The sequence below is a fragment of the Streptococcus sp. 3.1 genome (assembly GCF_016648915.1).
Lineage (GTDB): Bacteria > Bacillota > Bacilli > Lactobacillales > Streptococcaceae > Streptococcus > Streptococcus salivarius_E.
Map to the genome: position 1 here is coordinate 31,769 of NZ_JACLQV010000004.1, position 18,573 is coordinate 50,341.

An 18,573-nucleotide genomic window follows, 5' to 3' on the forward strand; every position below is an offset into this window, starting at 1 on the left:
CCTAGGAAATCATTGAATTATCAATCACCCTACCAAGTTTTTCTGAGTTACTTGAAAAGTCTAACTTAATTTGACAATTTAGGTTCTTAAACGTCTCTCGTTAATCAACTAAAAATTATAACTAGCTGGGTGTTATCCAATCTCCCCTCACTATTAAGTTTTTATCATTTTTGATATAATGGTAGAGAATGAAAGGAGACTTTATGTCAACTAAAAATTTATCCCCGGTCTTAAAAACATCTTTTGTGCTACTGGCTATCCTGGTCCTTCTTGGTATTGTTATGCCTGACGGCTACCAAGTTTGGTCAGAACAACTGAGGGAAGTTATTTCAGATAAATTTGGCTGGTTTTACTTATTACTGGTCACGTCAATCGTTCTACTTTGTGGCTTTTTCCTGGTTAGTCCCGTTGGGCAAATCAAACTTGGGGAACCCAATTCGGTGCCTGAACACTCTACCATCTCTTGGATTGCCATGATATTTTCTGCTGGAATGGGAATCGGCCTTGTCTTCTACGGTGCCGCAGAGCCCTTATCCCATTATGCCATTTCAACGGTACGAGCTACCCCAGGGTCGCAAGAAGCCTTAGCCGATGCTTTCCGTTACACTTTCTTTCACTGGGGCATCCATGCCTGGGCAGTATATGCTTTAATCGCCCTGGCCCTCGCCTACTTTGGTTTCCGAAAAAAAGAGAAATATCTTTTATCGGTTACCTTAAAGCCCTTGTTTGGTAAAAAAACAAACGGTATCCTTGGTAAGATCGTAGATACGATTACAGTGGTCGCTACTGTTATCGGGGTGGCAACCACTCTTGGTTTTGGGGCAGCCCAAATCAATGGGGGACTCAACTACCTCTTTGGTATTCCAAACAATGCCCTTGTGCAAGTTATTATCATAATTATCACAACCATCCTCTTTACCATTTCAGCCCTTTCTGGTCTTGGAAAAGGGGTAAAAATCTTATCAAACACCAATCTTATTTTAGCGGTTGGACTACTCGCCATCACCATAATCATCGGTCCCACAGTCCAGATTTTTAATACCTTGACCGATAGTATCGGACTGTATATTTCCAATTTCTTCCGTATGAGTTTCAGTGCTGGTTCCTTTGGTCAATACAATCGTGACTGGATCAATACTTGGACTATTTTCTATTGGGCTTGGTGGATTTCTTGGTCACCATTCGTGGGAGTTTTTATTGCCAGAATTTCTAAAGGACGTAGTATCAGACAATTTCTATCCATCGTCTTATTAGCACCGACTGTATTAAGCTTTTTATGGTTTTCTACCTTTGGAACACTTTCAACGCATGTTCAATCACTTGGAAATGTAGATTTAACACAGTTTCCAAGTGAGCAGACCTTGTTTGCAACCTTCAGTCAACTGCCATTTGGTTTTATTGCCTCCGTTGTTGCTATCATCCTGATCGTTACCTTCTTTATCACGTCAGCAGACTCTGCGACCTATGTGCTAGCTATGCTCTCTGATGATGGGAATCTCAAACCAAAGAATGACCTTAAAATCTTCTGGGGCGTACTCCTTGCGACTATTGCCATCGTCTTACTTCTTTCAGGGGGCTTAGTAGCCTTGCAAAATACGCTGATTATCGTAGCCTTTCCATTTTCACTCATCATGGTACTGATCATGGTTTCCCTAGTCATTGAATTGCTACATGAAAAAGACAAGATGGGACTGTCAATCACACCGACACGATACCCTAAAAAAGATCAACCCTTCAAATCTTATGAAGAATAAATAACCCAATTTGTAAAATTAAGCTAGACAGAAAAAGCCATCTATGTTAGGCTCAGATAAACACCACATTTGTCTGAAAGGAACTAAGATAAATGACCTATACTCATCTTACCACAAACGAGCTTGTAACGATAGAGGCTTACTATCAAGAAAACATAATAAAAATTAATATAAAAAGTTTCTAAAATACATATTTAGACACTTTTTGTATGCTATAATTTTCATTAACACTATAACAAAGGAGAACCAAATGAAACGTTTAAATACTCTATTTCATATTATAAAAGTTACAGGTTTTAATCAATTTTTGACAAGTTTTGTAAGTTTTATTTTTATTTCAGGAGGAATACTTTTATTAGTTGAACCTCAAATAAGTAATTACTGGGATGGACTATGGTATGCTTTTGTCACATCAACAACAGTAGGTTACGGAGATATACTAGCTACTACTCTAATCGGACGTATTACTAGCGTCTTTTTAACTGTATATGGACTTATTTTTTTTGGATGCTTATCAGCCGTAATTGTCAATTACTACAGCAAATTAAATACACCTAATAATAAAACTGACTAACATATTTCTTAGTAACTGTAAAAAATAATTCTTTCTCTGCCAATTCCAAACGGCTACAATTTCCTGACCTCGCGATACTTCTTGACTATCCTCTCCAGTCTGAACAAGATTACCATCTTCGACATCATCTAAGTCTAATTCTTTCTTGATAGTCTTGAAGAGTTTTCCAAATCCAATCTGTCGTTTCCGATAAAGTCCCTCAAACAAATCACCCGTTATCCGTTCCTTCGTCTCTTCAGGCAAGACAATCACTTGTTTGTCATTCTCTTTCTCGACATCAAATGGATTTTACTAATATTTCTCAAAATTATGAGGCTGGGACAAAAGTCCTAGCCTCTTTATTGTTTTTGGATTGTCGAGCAAGACGCAGTGGTTGAGTGGGCTCTACTACGCTGATTTCATCAGCTTTTACTGCCCTACTCAACTGTGCGGAGGTGGGACGACGAAATCGAATTCTAACGAATTACCGATTTCTGTCCCACTCTCAAGAAATAGAATTCCTAGGAAATCATTGAATTATCAATCACCCTACCAAGTTTTTCTGAGTTACTTGAAAAGTCTAACTTAATTTGACAAATTAGGTAACAAAAAAATGAACTTAATTCATTACGTTTCTTTAATTGTTATCATTTAATTTATCTAACAGAGCCTCTGCTACTTTTTCTGGAATGCCAAGGGCATGGATATCCTCAACAGTAGCTTTTTGGATAGCTGTCATAGACTTGAAGTGTTTGAGGAGTTTTTGTTTGCGCTTAGGTCCAAGCCCTTCCACGCCATCAAGTTTGGAACTGAAACTATTTTTACTACGAACTTGACGGTGGAAGGTGATAGCAAAACGGTGTACTTCATCCTGAATACGGTGAAGGAGGAAAAATTCCTCGGATTGACGTGGCAAATCAATGACTTCTAAGGGGTCACCAAAGAGTAATTCGTTGGTTTGGTGCTTGTCATTTTTCTGAAGCCCCGCAACTGGGATAGATAGATTAAGCTCATTACGAAGTACGTCCTTGGCGACATTGACTTGACCTTGACCACCATCCATGATAATGAGGTCTGGTGGCGTTAAACCATCTCGTTTGACACGACTATAGCGACGACGAATAACCTCACGCATACTGGCATAATCGTCAGGACCTTCAACAGTCTTGATTTTATATTTGCGGTACTCTTTTTTATTAGGTTTACCATTTTCAAAGACAACCATGGCAGAGACAGGGCTAGTTCCCATGATGTTAGAGTTATCGAAAGACTCGATACGGACTGGTGTCGGAATCCCCATGAGCTTGCCTAGATTTTCAATAGCTCCTTGGGTCTTAGCCAAGTCTTTTTCGAGGAGATCAAATTTTTGGGTCAAACTGACACGAGCATTTTTCGCCGCCAGATTAACCAACTGCTTCTTCTCTCCCCGTTGAGGTTTGAAAACCTTGACCTCATCTCCGACCAGAGCTTCGACAGACTCTTGATCAATGTCTCCAGGAATAAAAATTTCCCTAGGCTTGAGATGACGACTATCCAGATAAAATTGACCCAAATAGGTTAGAAAATCCTCCTCGGCATCATTATAGTAAGGAAACATATTAACATCACGCTGAATGAGTTTCCCTTGGCGGACAAAGAAAACCTGAACACACATCCAGCCCTTGTCCACGTAGTAACCGAAAATATCACGATCCTGCATATCTTGACGGATAACCCTTTGTTTGGTCCTGAGCGTCGACACTGCCTCAATCAGGTCTCGATACTCCGCTGCACGCTCAAACTCCATCTGATCAGACATGTCCTTCATCTTGCCCTTAAGCTGGTTAACGATTTTATCATCATGACCGTTTAGGAAATTCTTGACATCCTCAACCAAACCTTGCCAATAATCCTCAGTGGTGTGACAGATGGTGTGGGCATTACATTGACCAATATGGTAATAAAAACAGACCTTGTTGGCAGGATTTTTACATTTCTTAAAGGGGAAAATACGGTCCAAAAGCTTCTTGATTTCATTGGCTGCACCAGAGTCTGGATAAGGGCCGAAATAAAGACCACCATCCTTTTTAACCTGGCGGGTAATCAAAAGCCTTGGATAGAGCTCCTTGGTAATCTTGATAAAAGGATACGATTTATCATCCTTGAGGCGAATGTTAAATTTAGGCATATTCTCTTGGATGAGGTTAATTTCCAAAAGCAGGGCCTCGATATTAGACTCGGTTACGATAAATTCAAAGTCTGCAATCTCAGATACCAAAAGCTCCGTCTTGGTATCATGACTTCCACGAAAATAGCTACGCACACGATTTTTTAGATTTTTAGCCTTACCGACATAAATAATATTGCCGAATTTGTCCTTGTGGAGATAGCACCCCGGGTTGCTTGGGAGCAGTTCCAACTTATGTTTAATCAGATCATTCATGCCTTCATTTTAGCAAAAAAAGAGCTAAAAAGCTCTTCGGAATCATGGCTATCATAGCTTTACTTGGACAAAATCTTCAGGATTTCCTCATAACTTTTGACTTGATAGGTTGGAACAGCTGGAGTCTCATTGACTAGGTTACTTGGATTGAACCAGACACTATCAATACCCGCATTATTACCACCCTGGATATCAGCAGTTAGACTATCACCAATCATGAGAGCTGAGCTTGGGTGAAAATCATGGACCTGATTGGCAATTTTATCAAAAAAGTCTGTAGACGGTTTGTGGGCACCCACCTCATCAGAGATGAAAACATCGTCGAAGAAAGGTAAAATACTCGAAGCCTGCAGACGACCACGTTGGATATAGCTAACACCGTTAGTCGCTGCATAAATCTTGTGGCCACGGTCTTTAACGTTTGATAAGAAAGCATGGGCCTGAGGCAACTCCTGCCCCTGTTGACTCAAGAAATGTTGGTAACGGCCTGCTAAGTGACTACCATCAACCTCCTGTCCAAAATGGTCAAAAAGACGCGAAAAGCGCGTGCGAAGCAATTCAGGTTTTGTAATCAAACCATGGTTGAGGTCCTCCCACATGGAACGGTTCATGGGATATAGTGGTCCTTGTAAACTTTGAGATCTTGTGAAGCCACACCAGCCTCTTCAAGCAAGTAGTTTAAGGCCAAATCTTCAGCACGGTCGAAATCTAAGAGTGTGTGGTCAAGATCGAAAAGTAAATGGGTATAGGTCATGGCGTATCCTTTCTGATACTTGAATCTTTAGGCTCTATTTTACCACAATCTAGCTATATATGAATAAATAAAAAAGGACGACCCGCAGGCCGCCCTCTCTGATTTATGAAAAATAAGTATTGCTTACTTAATAGAGCACTATTATATCTATTGAACCTTAAAGAAAGCTTAAAATAAGTTATTTTTTTATGGTTTCAATAGATTTTTACTTAAACAGCGAATCTCTCTAATTCATGGTATACTGAAAATACAAGATTAATCAAACGAGGCGTGTTATGAAAAATTTAAAATTTCAATCCGTTTTTGACATTATAGGTCCTGTCATGGTCGGACCTTCCTCTAGTCATACTGCAGGAGCTGTTCGTATTGGAAAAATTGTTTCTGCCATCTTTGGTGATATACCCACTGAAGTAGAATTTCAACTTTTTAATTCCTTTGCCAAGACCTATCGAGGTCACGGGACAGATGTGGCTCTTGTGGCGGGTATTTTAGGCATGGAAACTGATGACCCTGATATTCCGCACGCACTGGACATTGCATACGAAAAAGGCATCAAGGTCTATTGGAAAATCAACAAAGATAGTAATGCGCCGCATCCCAACACCACTCGTATTACACTAAAAAATGCTACAAAAACTATCTCTGCCACTGGTGTTTCCATCGGTGGAGGGAATATCCAAGTGACTGAGCTCAATGGTTTTGCTGTTAATCTCAAGATGAATACACCGACTCTCATCATAGTCCACCAAGATGTTCCAGGAATGATTGCTCTTGTGACCGATATTTTATCTCGTTATGGTATCAATATCGCTCAGATGACCGTCACTCGAGAAAATGCTGGTGAGAAGGCTATTATGATTATAGAAATTGACTCGCACCAGTGTGATGAGGCCGTCAATGAAATTGCTAGAATTCCTCATCTACATAATGTCAACTTTTTCAGCTAAGAGGGGGATTGCATGTTTTACACTATTGAAGAATTGGTTCAACAAGCTGACCGAGATTACCAAGGTAATATCGCAGAGCTCATGATTGCCACAGAAACAGAGCTAACTGGACGTGAACGTCCTGAAATCCTATCTCTTATGACTCGAAATCTTGAAGTGATGATAGAGTCTGTTCAGGCTGGTCTATCCCCTGAGAAATCACCAACTGGCTTAACCGGGGGAGATGCTGCCAAACTGGATGCTTATATCAAAAATGGAAAGACCCTGGCTGATTCTGCTGTTCTGGGGGCTGCTAGAAATGCCATGGCCGTCAATGAATCTAACGCCAAGATGGGCTTGGTTTGTGCCACACCAACGGCTGGTTCAGCAGGTTGTTTGCCCGCTGTTCTAACAACAGCTATCGAAAAATTGGGCTTGAGCCAATCACAACAACTAGATTTTCTCTTCACTGCTGGCGCATTTGGTCTAGTCATCGCAAATAACGCCTCAATTTCTGGAGCAGAGGGAGGATGTCAGGCCGAAGTTGGCTCTGCCTCTGCTATGGCTGCTGCCGCTATTACAATAGCTGCTGGTGGAACCCCCTTCCAAGCTAGCCAGGCCATCTGCTTTGTACTAAAAAATATGTTGGGACTCATTTGCGACCCAGTAGCCGGATTGGTCGAGGTTCCTTGTGTCAAACGTAATGCTATGGGAGCAAGTTTTGCCCTAGTAGCTGCCGATATGGCCTTGGCAGGTATCACATCTGCCATTCCAGTCGACCAGGTTGTTGACGCTATGTATCAGGTAGGTTCAGCCATGCCAACTGCCTTCCGTGAAACTGCTGAAGGTGGCTTAGCAGCAACTCCGAAAGGAAAAGCACTCGCAAAAGAAATCTTTGGTTGAGAATTAGTCGATATCCGTAGATTACTAATTCAAACATATAAAAGGCAAACATCTTTTAGTAGATGTTTGCCTTTTTCAGCTATGTCTAAACTTAGGATAGAATCTGTTGGATTTCTCGTCTGATACTATCTTTATCTAAACCATATTCCTTAAGAAGATAATCTTGTTGTCCTACTTGGCCAAAACGTTCTTTTATACCAAGTCGATAAACTGGTGTATTTACTTTGGTCGCCATCATTTCACAGATCGCACTACCTAAACCACCTATAACATTATGATTTTCAACAGTTAGTACTGGTTTATCCAACAACAAAGTTTCTACCTCAGGATGAATTGGTTTAACACGAAAGAGATCAATGACACCAACCGAATAACCTTCTTTTTCTAAAGAGTTCGCTACTTCTAAACAAGGAGCAACCATTATTCCACAACAAACCAAAGTAAGATCTTTTCCTTGTTTTAGATTAATATACCCTTTAGAGAAGTCTTCATCTCCTTTATATAGAGGGGATGGTTTTTTCCGAATAGTTCTAATATATTTTAAGCCACTCAAATGTAAAGTCTGTTGCAATACTGACTCAAATTGGATATCATCACTAACTTCAAAAACCGTAGCGTTAGGGACTAAGCGAAGGAGACCAAGCTCCTCAAAAGGCATATGCGTTCCACCATTCATCTCAGCACTAATACCGGCGTCTGATCCAATAACAGTTGCACTTAATTGAGCATAGCCAAGTGAAATAAACAACTGGTCAAATACTCTCCTTGAAGCAAATGGTCCAAACGTATGGAAATAAGGTTTAAACCCTTGGATGGATAAACCAGCAGAAAGGCCGACCATCTCTGATTCCATGATTCCACCATTAATGTATCGCATGCCAAATGCTTTCCCTAAATTATTTGTTCCCATTGAACTCGATAGATCCGCTTCTAATGCAACAACTTCCGGATGACTTTTATTAATATCAAGTAGGAAATCTCTGTAAACTAGACGCATTTCTTTTGCTTCTCTTTTCATACCATATCCTCCAGCCGCTTACGCAAGTCAAACACTGCTTTTTCTAACATTGCTCTTTGTTCATCTGAAGGGCGTAAATGATGATTAGCTGTCATAGTTTCAAGTTCAGGAACTCCTTGTCCTTTCACAGTATCTAGGACAATACACTTTGGTTGGTTAGAGGTCGAAGATTGCAATTCAATAATCGCATCGTAAATTTCCTTAATATCTGAGCCATCTACACGAATCGTTTCAAATCCAAAGGCTTTAAACTTCTCAACAAAGTCGCCAGGATTGCAGACCTCCTCTGTCGTCCCATCAAGTTGTTTTTTATTATCATCAACAAATACCAAGAGATTTCTCAATTTATGATGTGCTGCAAATTGAATTGCTTCCCAACATTGACCCTCATTTAACTCACCATCACCAACAATTGTATATGTAAAATGTGGAGAATCATTTATAATTTGACCATAAGCTATTCCAGTAGCAACGCTAATTCCTTGACCCAAAGAGCCTGTCGTCATATCAACTCCTGGAGTTAGATTTCTATCTGGATGTGACGGAAGTCGCGTACCATTCGTATTTAAAGAATGAAGAAAGTCTTTATCAAAAAATCCTTTTAAATAAAGTGTGCTATATAGAGCAGGACCAGCATGTCCTTTAGATAAAACGAAGTAATCTCTATCCTTCTTCTTAAATTGCTCTGGAGCCATATTCATCACTTTTCCGTATAACACGGCAAGTACTTCTACGACAGAGAGACTTCCACCATAATGTCCAAATCCTAAATGATTCAAGGTTTCCAGTGTATTTAATCTAATTTTGGTAGCAAAAGACTTTAATTCATGTACCTCTTTTGGACTTAGGGCCATAGCTTACTCCTCCTTAGCAGGTGCTTTATAAACGAGAGAAATTCCAACCATAGCTACAAGGACAACGATAAGACCAATAATAATACCAGCTTGTGAACCAACTTGGTTTAGAACACCAAGAATAATTCCTGACAAACCAAAGTCTGCATCTGAGAAAGTAGAACCTTGGAATCCAAGAGAACCAAGAACAGGCATCAAGAATACTGGCAAGAAGCTAATCAGAACACCTTGTAAAAAGGCACCAATTGTTGCTCCACGAACACCACCTGAGGCATTACCAATAACCCCTGCAGTTGCACCACAGAAGAAATGAGGAACAACACCTGGCAAAATGACAACAGATCCAGTAGCAATCATAAGGGCCATACTTACCAAACCACCAGCGAAACTAGAGATAAAACCAATCAAGACCGCATTGGGAGCGTATGGATAAACAATCGGACAGTCCAGAGCTGGTTTAGAATTTGGAACCAAGCGTTCAGAAATTCCCTTAAAGGCTGGTACAATTTCACCCAAAATTAAACGAACACCAGCGAGGATGACAAATACTCCTGCAGCAAATTGTCCAGCCAATTGAAGGGCATAAACTAAACCACTAGTACCACTACTCAATTCTTTTTCAATGTACCCTGACCCTGCAAAAATGGCAACGATTAGATAGATAATTGACATTGAAATTGTAATACTTACAGTACTATCACGTAAGAATGCTAAACTTTTTGGGAATTTTATATCTTCTGTTGATTTTGATTTATCCCCAACAAGACCACCAACAAATCCACTTAACCAATATCCCAATGAACTAAAGTGACCTAAGGCAACTTTATCATTACCAGTTAATTGAACCATGTATTTCTGAACGAAAGCTGGCGATAGACTCATGATAATACCTAAAGCTAGACCACCCAATAAAATTAATGGTAAGTTAGTAAATCCAGCAACTGATAAGATAACCGCAATCATACATGCCATATAAAGCGTATGATGACCTGTCAAAAAGATATATTTGAAGCGGGTAAATCTTGCAATAAGAATATTGAAGACCATACCTGCAAACATAATCATGGCTGTTGCTGAGCCGTAAGTTGTCAAGGCAACCGCTACAATCGCTTCATTATTTGGTACAACTCCTGATAGATGGAAGGCTTTTTCAAACATTGTTCCGAATGGATTCAAGGAACTTTGAATAATTCCTGCACCACCTGATACAACTAGAAAACCTACAAAGGTTTTAATACCACCCTTAATAATATCTGGTAATGCTTTCTTTTGAAGCACCAAACCTAGAATAGCAATTAAAGCCACCAATATGGCTGGTGTACTTACAATATCTAATAAGAACTTAATCATTGATAGAACCTCCTAAATAAGACCCTTTTCTTCACAAATTTTAGTTACTAATTCTTTCAGCTCATCCATATCAATAATGCTATTTAGTACCCTTACGTCACCTAGGTGTCCTGCTGAATCTTCCAAGTCACGTCCAACAATCCAAATATCCGCAGCACTTGGATCCGCACCACCTAAATCATAGTGTTCAACCTCAACACCAGTCACTCCTAGTTCGCTAAGAATAGATTCGATATTCATTTGAACCATAAAGCTAGAACCTAGTCCTGAACCACACGCTGTACCAATTCTCAACATAATTTAGTCCTCCTGTTGAATAATTTCTTTGATATCATTAAACTCTTGAGCTGTTAACAATCTTTCAACCTTAGCATTATCACGTAAAATCATCGTAAGATGTTTTAATGCTTTTAGGTGAGTCTGATTATCGACAGCAGCAATACAAATTAATAAACGAATTTCTTGAGCTGGATCATCCAGCAGATAAATTGGGTGGTCTAAAACCAACATGGACATGCCCACTTCATTAACACCATCTTCGGGTCTAGCATGGGGAATCGCAATTCCCTTTCCTAGATTAATGAAAGGTCCAAATTCTTCGACTTTTCCAATCATTGCTTCTGGGTAGTTGGCGGTAATTTGGCCACTTTCCAACAATGGCTGAGATGCTTTTCGAATAGCATCCTTCCATCCCATTTTTTCTGAACTTCTTTGAAACATTTTTTCTGTAATTAAATCTTGTAACAAAGGTAACACTTCCTTTCTCTGCATTTCTTCGTATATAAAATTTTTCAGAGCAATGCGTAATTCTGACTCTTGTGATACTGAAGCAAATCGTTTAATCAACTCAAGCAATCTCTCTAGCTCAATATCTTTGGGATCCATTTCTGGGAAATCTTTTGAGACTAATTGCACTAATTGTGAAGATTGCTCAACAGACATCATTACTGATACTAAATACTGAGGTTTTTGAGTCTCAACCTTGACTGTTGAAAATACTAAATCGAATTCATCATCCTTAAACTCGTGCAAACGATCTACTCGAGTGACTCCGATAAAGCTAACCTGAGGAAATAAAATGCGTAGATTTTCCTTTATCATTAGTGAAGAACTCGTACCATTCGGACAAACAATAACCGCTCTGTAGTTTTTTCTAGTCGACGTCTCATTCTTCTTAAGATAACCTCCAAAATGAACGACAAAGTATGCTATTTCACTGTCTGGAATAGGTAAGCCTACAACCTTTGACAATGGCTCCAAGGATTCCTTAACAAATTCAAATAAATCTGGATGCTGTTCTTTTATTCTATCTGTATAATCATTTGAACTAGGAAGACCAAATTTTAAGCGATAGTAAACTGGAATCAAATGCTTAATCAAATTTTCTTTGAGCGTGCCTTGCTGAGAAAATTGTAAAAGTGAGATACTTTCCATTTTTTCTACAATTTGATCAGTTAAAGTTTTGAAATAAGAAAAATCAACAGATGTATTTCCTTCAAAACCACTAGATAAGAGCCCAGCAATATATTGGCGATCTGATTGAGTAAAATTACTATCAAATCCCCCTAAATCATAAGCATTATCCAATAAAATATCTGCCAAATTACGTATCTGAGAAGGAACCTCTATCTCCTCTGAAACTACTCTGGAAACTTTCCTTTGATAACGACATAGAATAAGTGTTATTCCATACAAACATTCTTGTAGCTTATTGGAAATTGGCGTAAGGTGTAGAATTTTTGAATAATCCTGAACAAGTTTATTTAAAATCTCAAAAGTAATGCCATGAGGCCAAGCAGAAATAACATATTCAAGTCCCCAAAGTCCGACAGGAGAATTTAGTAACTCATTAACGACTTTAAAAGCCATCAAATGTTTCTGTTTTTCATCACCAAGTATAATGTATCCTTGAGATCTAGAATATTCTATATCCAAGTGATGAGTTTGCAGATTCTTTCTCAAAGAACGAATATCAGACAAAGTGGTATTCTTACTAACCTTTAAAAAATCTTGATAGTGCCAATTCGAAACAAAATCAGTACGACAAAAAGTGTAAAGGTAAATTAAATGTAAACGAATCCTTTTTGGAAGCTGCAATTCTTCAGAACCAATTAATGTCGTTATATTTTTTCTGTCTAGTATACCTGTAACATAATACCTCCCTTTATCTTGTTCAATTTTAATTTCACGATTAGAGAGATAGATAGTTAATTGATTGATACAATCTCTAACATCCTTTATAGAGAATCGAGTTTTTACAGATAACTCATATAATGAAAGACTTTGATTAGCCAGTAAGGTTATCAAGACTACTATAATTTTATGATCAATCATTTTTTAACCTTTCTACTTAAATTATATGATACCGCTTTCAGATTATAAAGCTAATTAGGGCACAATTTAGAGTACTGTAAAAACTCCGTAGATTGTGCCCAAGATAATATTCTAATAGATTGTAAAATAAAGCAACTTACAGAATCGAATTTTTTGAAAAGAAACTAAATTTCTTTCAGAAATATTTCTTAACAAAAAAACTTAGAAGCACTCATACTTCTAAGTTTTTTTCTTCTTACATAGCCTTTTCAACGTTTTGATTTTAGCTGAATAACCAATTTGTCAAAAAGTGCCATGTTTCTTTGGCAATATTCGCAAGGAAGGTTGAGAGACTAAATGCGTTGAATTTTTTGAGGAGGTTCTCAACTAGTGGTGTGACAGTCTTTGGTGTTTCCACTGGAGTGTTACTTTCTTCTTGCTTACCAGTATTATCCTGAGATGGATCTGGCACAGTGTTTGTACTGTCGTGACCATTATTTTGCCCAGTTGGTTCAGGCTCTGGAGCAACCTCAGGCTGATGCTCAGGTTCAACTGGTTTATTTTCCGGATTTGGCTCTGGACTTGGTTCTGGCTGAGGATCAGGTTTGATTGGTTCGTCAGTAGTGTCACTGCTTGTGTTTGTCATTTTTTCAGTTACGAAGAAGTTTTGGAATTCTACTGAGCCATCCCAAAGACCAAGACCGACATGGGCATGATTGAAGTAATTATCCACAGCATCAAATTGATGATGGAGTACTTCCTTGCCATCGACATAGACTGTCATAGTGTCCTTGCCCTTTTCAACCTTGACGTGGTGGTACTGACCGTCATTGATAGCTTTATCCAAGTGAGCTTCAGCGATGGTTTCACCACCAAAACGGAAGAGACGAACAGTGTCGTTGTCAGCAAATTGGACAGAGTAGGCACGACCTGGTTCTTCACGTTCCGCAGCTACAAAGAGGTTGACCAAACCATGTTGGTATTTGACATCGATATCATAGTCAAATTGCTTGAAGCCATTACTTTCATAGGCCATGAAGAAGTCATTTGCACTAACATTGCTATCGTAAAGGGTATCGTCATCAATATACCAATCACCAGTGACAGCTTTCAAGCCTTTAAGGTTGGTCGCAAAATTATTGAGCGTAATGTCAATATTAAAGGTCTTGGTCAATGATGGGTTTTCAACTGAAGTTGCTGTGACAGTGAGATGACCCTTGTGAAGGGCTTTGAGAGAAAGTTTATTGTCATGTTCAGTATAGGACACCAAACTTGGATCACTTACTGTCCATGTCACATCCTGCTCTTCAGAAGCTGGTGCGAGGTAAACTTGCAAATCCTTACTTTGACCAACTTCAAGAGCCAAATGACCTGCAACTGTGGTGTTCATGGCAACAGCCTTAGTGACTTCCTTCTTGTCAGTCCAAGTACTCTTAATTGGGTAGATAGCAATATTTGCTTTGGCTGGACCACCTTCAACCAAGACGCTCGCTCCAACGGCTCTTGGGCTTGGGAAAATCTGATTAGCACCAGCTACCGTATTCCCCTTAGCAAAGACTTCTACACTCGCACGGTCCACATAAAGATGCAAATCAATAGAACCATCTTCATTGCGAGTCACTTGTTGACTATTAACCTTAGTAAAAGCATCAGAAAGGATAGTACCAGATTGGCTACGGTCAATAGACAAAGTTTCCTTAGTTAAATCGTAAATGACCTTAGTAGCTTGACCATCACCAACGCGAAGATTAAATCCAACTGCTGTCGTGTCCTTACCTGGTACAAAGTGAGAAACCACTTCATAAGTATCGCCTTTGAAATCTTTAAGCAATTCATTGTCAGAAGCCACTGTGACATTTTCAAAATACTGGGCATTTTCTGTGTCACGAAGGCTTTCGTAGGCCTTAACAGGGGTTTGGGTCAAGAGGTAACGGTCGCCTGATTTAACCAAACCAAGGTCAAGGTTAAGGTTAAAGGTACCATTAAATTTTTGACCTACAGTATCTGCAACCAGATTACAATAATCTTCCCAAGTGTTCATCCAGTTGATTTCAGTCAATTGTGGGATGTTGGGATGGTCAGCTGTTCCAAAATCATGAACATAATAAGTCATAGCAGCATAGGAATCCTTACCAAAATTCATGATTTCGTCATGGTCTTGGTAAACATCATCAGCTACAAAGGCCCACTTGCCATCCACTTGTTTAAAATCACCAACCTTGTAAGAACGACCGCCACGTGAGAGGACCCACTTGAGTGCACCATCATTGGCTACAATCGGATAAAGGTCAGGACATTCCGTATGCAAATCCTTGTAGGTTGTTTCAACTTGCCAGTTCTTCAAGTCTTGTGAAGAATAAATGCGGAGTGGACCACCAGCAAGGACCATAAACCATTGGTTATCCCAGCGGAAGACCTTAGGGTCACGGAAATCTTGGTTTTGAAGGGGGTCCTGAGACCAGTCGGCAACTACCTTGTCATATTTTTGCCAAGTTCTACCCTCGTCCTCACTATAGGCGATTTCAATCCGTTGCCCATTACCATTTGAAGTAATAATAGCTACCAGGCCACCTTCCGGAGATTTGAAGAGGCCGGAGCTATTGGTACTATCAACCACGACAGAGCCTGAGAACATGTGACCCGTCGCATCTGGATAAAAGGCTATCGGCTCTTCATCCCAATGAAGCAAGTCTCGGCTGGTCGCATGGGCCCAGTGCATTGGTCCCCATTTGGTATCATCGTAAAATTGATAGAAGAGATGGTAACGTCCCTTGTAGAAGACCAAGCCATTAGGGTCATTAGCCCAGCCATCCTTGACAGAATAATGATACTGATCACGATAAAGCTCGTTGTAATAGACATCATCACTCTGTCTGCGGTGGATATTAACACGGTAAGTCAAGGTCACTGGACGACCAAGCGAATCGGTCACACTACTTTCAATAGTAAAGTAATTGGCACCTACAGCCACTGGCAATTGTGAAATATCTGTGTAGACATTTCCCTTGGCATCTTCAACCTTGATGACAGCATTAGGATTGTGCTTAGTAATGTCAAAGCCTACCGTCTCAGCATTATGCCCTACATATTGGATATGAAGTGGTTCTTGGGAGAAGAATTGGGCTTGTTTTTCAACAGAGCCTGTCTTTGAGGTTACCACGAGATTGTCAATCAAAGGAAGACTGGCACCGTCAAGATTGACATAACGGGTGTTTCTGAAAATGACATTGGCATTCCAATTAAGAAGACCAAAATAGCCCTCTGAAATAACCTGTGGTTGACCCTTGTCACTTTTTTGAAGAACAGAGTCACCTGTACTAGCCACAAGTACATCATTGACATAATAAGATAGCCACTGATTAGCCGCAACCACTTTAAGATTGTAGGTTTCATCAGCAGTTGGTGTCACATCTTTTTCATCTACGAGTTGAATATCCTGATTATTGACCCAACGCCAAAACTTAACCTTATGGTTACCAGAGTCCACATTGACCCCATACATATTTTTGTTACTGCTATCATTGTTACCACGGAAAATGAGGGCAGCTGCACCACCAGCTTCCTTGAAGGTCACATCCGTAGAATAAACAAAATTTTTGCCCTCAGATTGAGAATAAAGGAAAGAGTCTCCCTTGTCTTTGGCATCTGAATGAATGCCATCAGCCTGCATTTCCCAGTGACCATTTTGATCTGCGGTCATTCCCTCAAGATTGGTAACTGCTTCATTATTAGGCAAATCCGTTTTATCTTCTGTCACATGAACAGGACTTGTACTATTGGTTTCAACTGGCGTTTCTTGACTGTTCTGATTCAAATCAGCTTCTTTCGTTTGATTAGGCACTTTTTCAGCCTCACTAGCCTGTGTTTGGACTTCTTTTGGCTGATTAGGACTAGGCTGAGTGAGATTCTCTTGAGCTGTTATAGCAGATTCGGAAACAAGAGACGGGCTAGGCTCTATCACTTGGGGGACTTCTTTGGTCGTGCTGGGAGCAACCTCAACTTGTGGAGCAACTTGATGATCAGTCTGAGCTACCACCTCCTGAGGTATTGGGCTCACAGTTGCCTGTTCCACTTGGTCCGCATAGACAGGACCAGCCAGGGCCAAGCCTGCAAAACTTACCAAGGCACAGCCATAGACCCATGTCTTCCCACTTTTACGCATAAACCAATTTTTACAAACAGTATCATTCATGACTCTTCTCCTTCTTTAGAGCAACATTAAATGTTATCTCAGTTTTCATGAAAATTCAAAGTCAATACATTTGCCTTTATTAATAATCCTATCAAAGTTTCCGGAAATATCTTTAGGGTTTACATTAAAACGGTAAACGCTTACTTTTAATATCATTATATCACTATAATCTGAAAATACCATCTTTTTCTGTAATATTTTTCATATAAATGAAAAACTTCCGAATTTGCCATTCGAAAGTCCCTTACTTATGTTTAATCTGAGCCTGTTAGCAGGCTATTTCCAATAATACCAATGGTTACAATAGCAATCCCAAAGAATCCCAAAAGGCTAGGCAAAAGCAGCCAGTAAAATCAAAAGGCTAGCACTCCACATCCAGGACCCACCCGAAAGATTCATATTTCGATTAAAAATGATAAATTGCAAGAATAAGTGCAACATTTAGTCAAACTCATCCTCTAGAGCTTCACAAGCAGTTCTGTAAGCTAAACATTTTCGCGGTCGGTGATTGATATCATATAAGGCTTTGTTCAAAGCCTCCTCAGAGATAGCGGCTAAATCTGTTTTCTTTGGGAAATATTCTCTTAGTAAGCCATTTGCGTTTTCATTGCTTCCTCTCTACCAGGAAGAATAGGCGTCCGCAAAGAAAAAGGGAATTCCTAAGTTCTCCACCAGAGGATAGCAGGCAAACTCTTTTCCCCTGTCTGAAGTGAAGGTTTTAAGAGTCTCTTTTGGAAATAGCCTACAAAGTTGTTCGATAGCTGAAAACATGGCTTTGGCTGTTCTATCTGGTATCTTGAAAGCTAAGTAAAAACGAGTTTTTCGCTCTAGAAAGTTCGCTAAACAGCCCTTACTTTTGCCTCTGGAAGACACCACAGTATCGAGCTCCCAGTGGCCAAAAGTCTCACGATTCCTGACCTCTTTAAGACGTTTGGCAATCGACGTGCCAATCCTAAATGTCCCACGTGTTTCTTTGGGCTGTCGACTTTTTCCCTTTCGGCGCAGGACGCTTAAATCCGGATCAATCAAACCAGCATAGAGCCAATTATAGATGGTTTTAAAAGCTACCATTGGCTTTTGTTCAAGCTGATAGCGACCACAAATCTGTTCAGGTGACCAAGAGGCTTTTAACCCCTTCTCAATTTTCTTTTTCAACTTTGGTGTCAAACAAGACTTCCGACCCTTTTGCTTAGCCCTGTGGTCGTACTGTTCCTGTGCTAAGACGGCGGAATAACCATTTTGGCATCGTCTTAACTCTCTTGAAATGGTAGACTTATGGACACCAAGTTTACTTGCAATTTGGCAAGATTTCAAACCTAAATCCAAGTAAGTTTCTATCTTTATTCGGTCGGTTATGGTAAGATGGGAGTAGCTCATAGTTTTTCCTCGGGTTCTGTTTGTGTGGTTACTTACAGTTTACACCAATGAAACGCTATGAGTTTTTTTGTTGCACTATATTTTACAATTTATCAAAAAGAAAAACTGCAATTTCTACTTTACAGTTTTCTTCTTTCCTATAATTTTTAGCTTTTCA

12 protein-coding genes and 2 pseudogenes are annotated in these 18,573 nt (G+C 39.7%); 4 read left to right on the plus strand and 10 right to left on the minus strand.

Features of this window, described 5'->3' with window-relative positions; genetic code table 11:
- Positions 1–203 precede the first annotated feature (203 nt).
- Both H7U02_RS03510 and H7U02_RS03515 read left to right on the plus strand, forming a co-directional pair.
- Positions 204–1,754, plus strand: a complete 1,551-nt coding sequence (locus H7U02_RS03510) for a BCCT family transporter (RefSeq protein WP_022495736.1) — start codon at positions 204–206, stop codon at positions 1,752–1,754.
- A 250-nt stretch (positions 1,755–2,004) separates the two neighbouring features.
- Positions 2,005–2,328, plus strand: coding sequence for a potassium channel family protein (locus H7U02_RS03515; protein WP_037611796.1), 324 nt, complete (start codon positions 2,005–2,007; stop codon positions 2,326–2,328).
- Here H7U02_RS03515 and H7U02_RS03520 read toward each other — a convergent pair.
- From H7U02_RS03520 to H7U02_RS03530, 3 genes and pseudogenes are all read right to left on the minus strand, one after another.
- Positions 2,299–2,580 carry a protein rep gene (locus H7U02_RS03520; RefSeq protein ID WP_002891204.1) on the minus strand — a complete coding sequence of 94 codons (282 nt, stop codon included), beginning with the start codon at positions 2,578–2,580 and terminating at the stop codon, positions 2,299–2,301. The genes H7U02_RS03515 and H7U02_RS03520 overlap by 30 nt on opposite strands.
- A 364-nt stretch (positions 2,581–2,944) precedes the next feature.
- Positions 2,945–4,729 carry an excinuclease ABC subunit UvrC gene (uvrC, locus tag H7U02_RS03525; protein ID WP_155197923.1) on the minus strand — a complete coding sequence of 595 codons (1,785 nt, stop codon included), beginning with the start codon at positions 4,727–4,729 and terminating at the stop codon, positions 2,945–2,947.
- Between the two features lie 59 nt (positions 4,730–4,788).
- Positions 4,789–5,483, minus strand: a pseudogene (locus tag H7U02_RS03530) (YjjG family noncanonical pyrimidine nucleotidase).
- Positions 5,484–5,758: 275 nt separating this feature from the next.
- Here H7U02_RS03530 and sdaAB point away from each other — a divergent pair.
- Positions 5,759–6,430: an L-serine ammonia-lyase, iron-sulfur-dependent subunit beta gene (sdaAB, locus tag H7U02_RS03535; RefSeq protein WP_060933717.1), complete on the plus strand. Its 672-nt coding sequence runs from the start codon at positions 5,759–5,761 to the stop codon at positions 6,428–6,430.
- Between the two features lie 12 nt (positions 6,431–6,442).
- Complete coding sequence (sdaAA, locus tag H7U02_RS03540) at positions 6,443–7,312, plus strand: L-serine ammonia-lyase, iron-sulfur-dependent, subunit alpha (protein WP_060933718.1); 870 nt, start codon at positions 6,443–6,445, stop codon at positions 7,310–7,312.
- A gap of 91 nt (positions 7,313–7,403) precedes the next feature.
- On the opposite strand, the gene H7U02_RS03545 is transcribed toward sdaAA, so the two are convergent.
- The 7 genes and pseudogenes from H7U02_RS03545 to H7U02_RS03575 form a co-directional block, all read right to left on the minus strand.
- Positions 7,404–8,330: a transketolase family protein gene (locus tag H7U02_RS03545; protein WP_060933719.1), complete on the minus strand. Its 927-nt coding sequence runs from the start codon at positions 8,328–8,330 to the stop codon at positions 7,404–7,406.
- A complete protein-coding gene (locus tag H7U02_RS03550; protein ID WP_060933720.1) occupies positions 8,327–9,184 on the minus strand; it encodes a transketolase in 858 nt (285 codons plus the stop codon). The genes H7U02_RS03545 and H7U02_RS03550 overlap by 4 nt, the downstream gene beginning before the upstream one ends.
- A 3-nt stretch (positions 9,185–9,187) precedes the next feature.
- Positions 9,188–10,534 (minus strand): PTS ascorbate transporter subunit IIC, encoded by a 1,347-nt coding sequence (locus H7U02_RS03555; protein ID WP_060933721.1) that lies wholly within the window; start codon positions 10,532–10,534, stop codon positions 9,188–9,190.
- A 12-nt stretch (positions 10,535–10,546) separates the two neighbouring features.
- Positions 10,547–10,831 (minus strand): PTS sugar transporter subunit IIB, encoded by a 285-nt coding sequence (locus H7U02_RS03560; protein ID WP_037612076.1) that lies wholly within the window; start codon positions 10,829–10,831, stop codon positions 10,547–10,549.
- A 3-nt stretch (positions 10,832–10,834) separates the two neighbouring features.
- A complete protein-coding gene (locus H7U02_RS03565) occupies positions 10,835–12,868 on the minus strand; it encodes a BglG family transcription antiterminator (RefSeq protein WP_201042783.1) in 2,034 nt (677 codons plus the stop codon).
- Between the two features lie 262 nt (positions 12,869–13,130).
- Entirely contained in the window at positions 13,131–17,039 is a 3,909-nt protein-coding gene (locus H7U02_RS03570; protein ID WP_201042785.1) for a GH32 C-terminal domain-containing protein, read from the minus strand.
- 441 nt (positions 17,040–17,480) lie between these two features.
- Positions 17,481–18,416, minus strand: a pseudogene (locus H7U02_RS03575) (IS30 family transposase).
- Between the last annotated feature and the right edge of the window lie 157 nt (positions 18,417–18,573).

What these genes read in the sequence shown, in the direction of transcription:
- uvrC (WP_155197923.1), bottom strand. Translation starts at nt 4,729, where the DNA reads ATGAATGATCTGATTAAACATAAGTTGGAACTGCTCCCAAGCAACCCG.
- H7U02_RS03510 (WP_022495736.1), top strand. Translation starts at nt 204, where the DNA reads ATGTCAACTAAAAATTTATCCCCGGTCTTAAAAACATCTTTTGTGCTA.
- H7U02_RS03555 (WP_060933721.1), bottom strand. Translation starts at nt 10,534, where the DNA reads ATGATTAAGTTCTTATTAGATATTGTAAGTACACCAGCCATATTGGTG.
- sdaAA (WP_060933718.1), top strand. Translation starts at nt 6,443, where the DNA reads ATGTTTTACACTATTGAAGAATTGGTTCAACAAGCTGACCGAGATTAC.
- H7U02_RS03570 (WP_201042785.1), bottom strand. Translation starts at nt 17,039, where the DNA reads ATGAATGATACTGTTTGTAAAAATTGGTTTATGCGTAAAAGTGGGAAG.
- H7U02_RS03560 (WP_037612076.1), bottom strand. Translation starts at nt 10,831, where the DNA reads ATGTTGAGAATTGGTACAGCGTGTGGTTCAGGACTAGGTTCTAGCTTT.
- sdaAB (WP_060933717.1), top strand. Translation starts at nt 5,759, where the DNA reads ATGAAAAATTTAAAATTTCAATCCGTTTTTGACATTATAGGTCCTGTC.
- H7U02_RS03565 (WP_201042783.1), bottom strand. Translation starts at nt 12,868, where the DNA reads ATGATTGATCATAAAATTATAGTAGTCTTGATAACCTTACTGGCTAAT.
- H7U02_RS03550 (WP_060933720.1), bottom strand. Translation starts at nt 9,184, where the DNA reads ATGGCCCTAAGTCCAAAAGAGGTACATGAATTAAAGTCTTTTGCTACC.
- H7U02_RS03545 (WP_060933719.1), bottom strand. Translation starts at nt 8,330, where the DNA reads ATGAAAAGAGAAGCAAAAGAAATGCGTCTAGTTTACAGAGATTTCCTA.
- H7U02_RS03515 (WP_037611796.1), top strand. Translation starts at nt 2,005, where the DNA reads ATGAAACGTTTAAATACTCTATTTCATATTATAAAAGTTACAGGTTTT.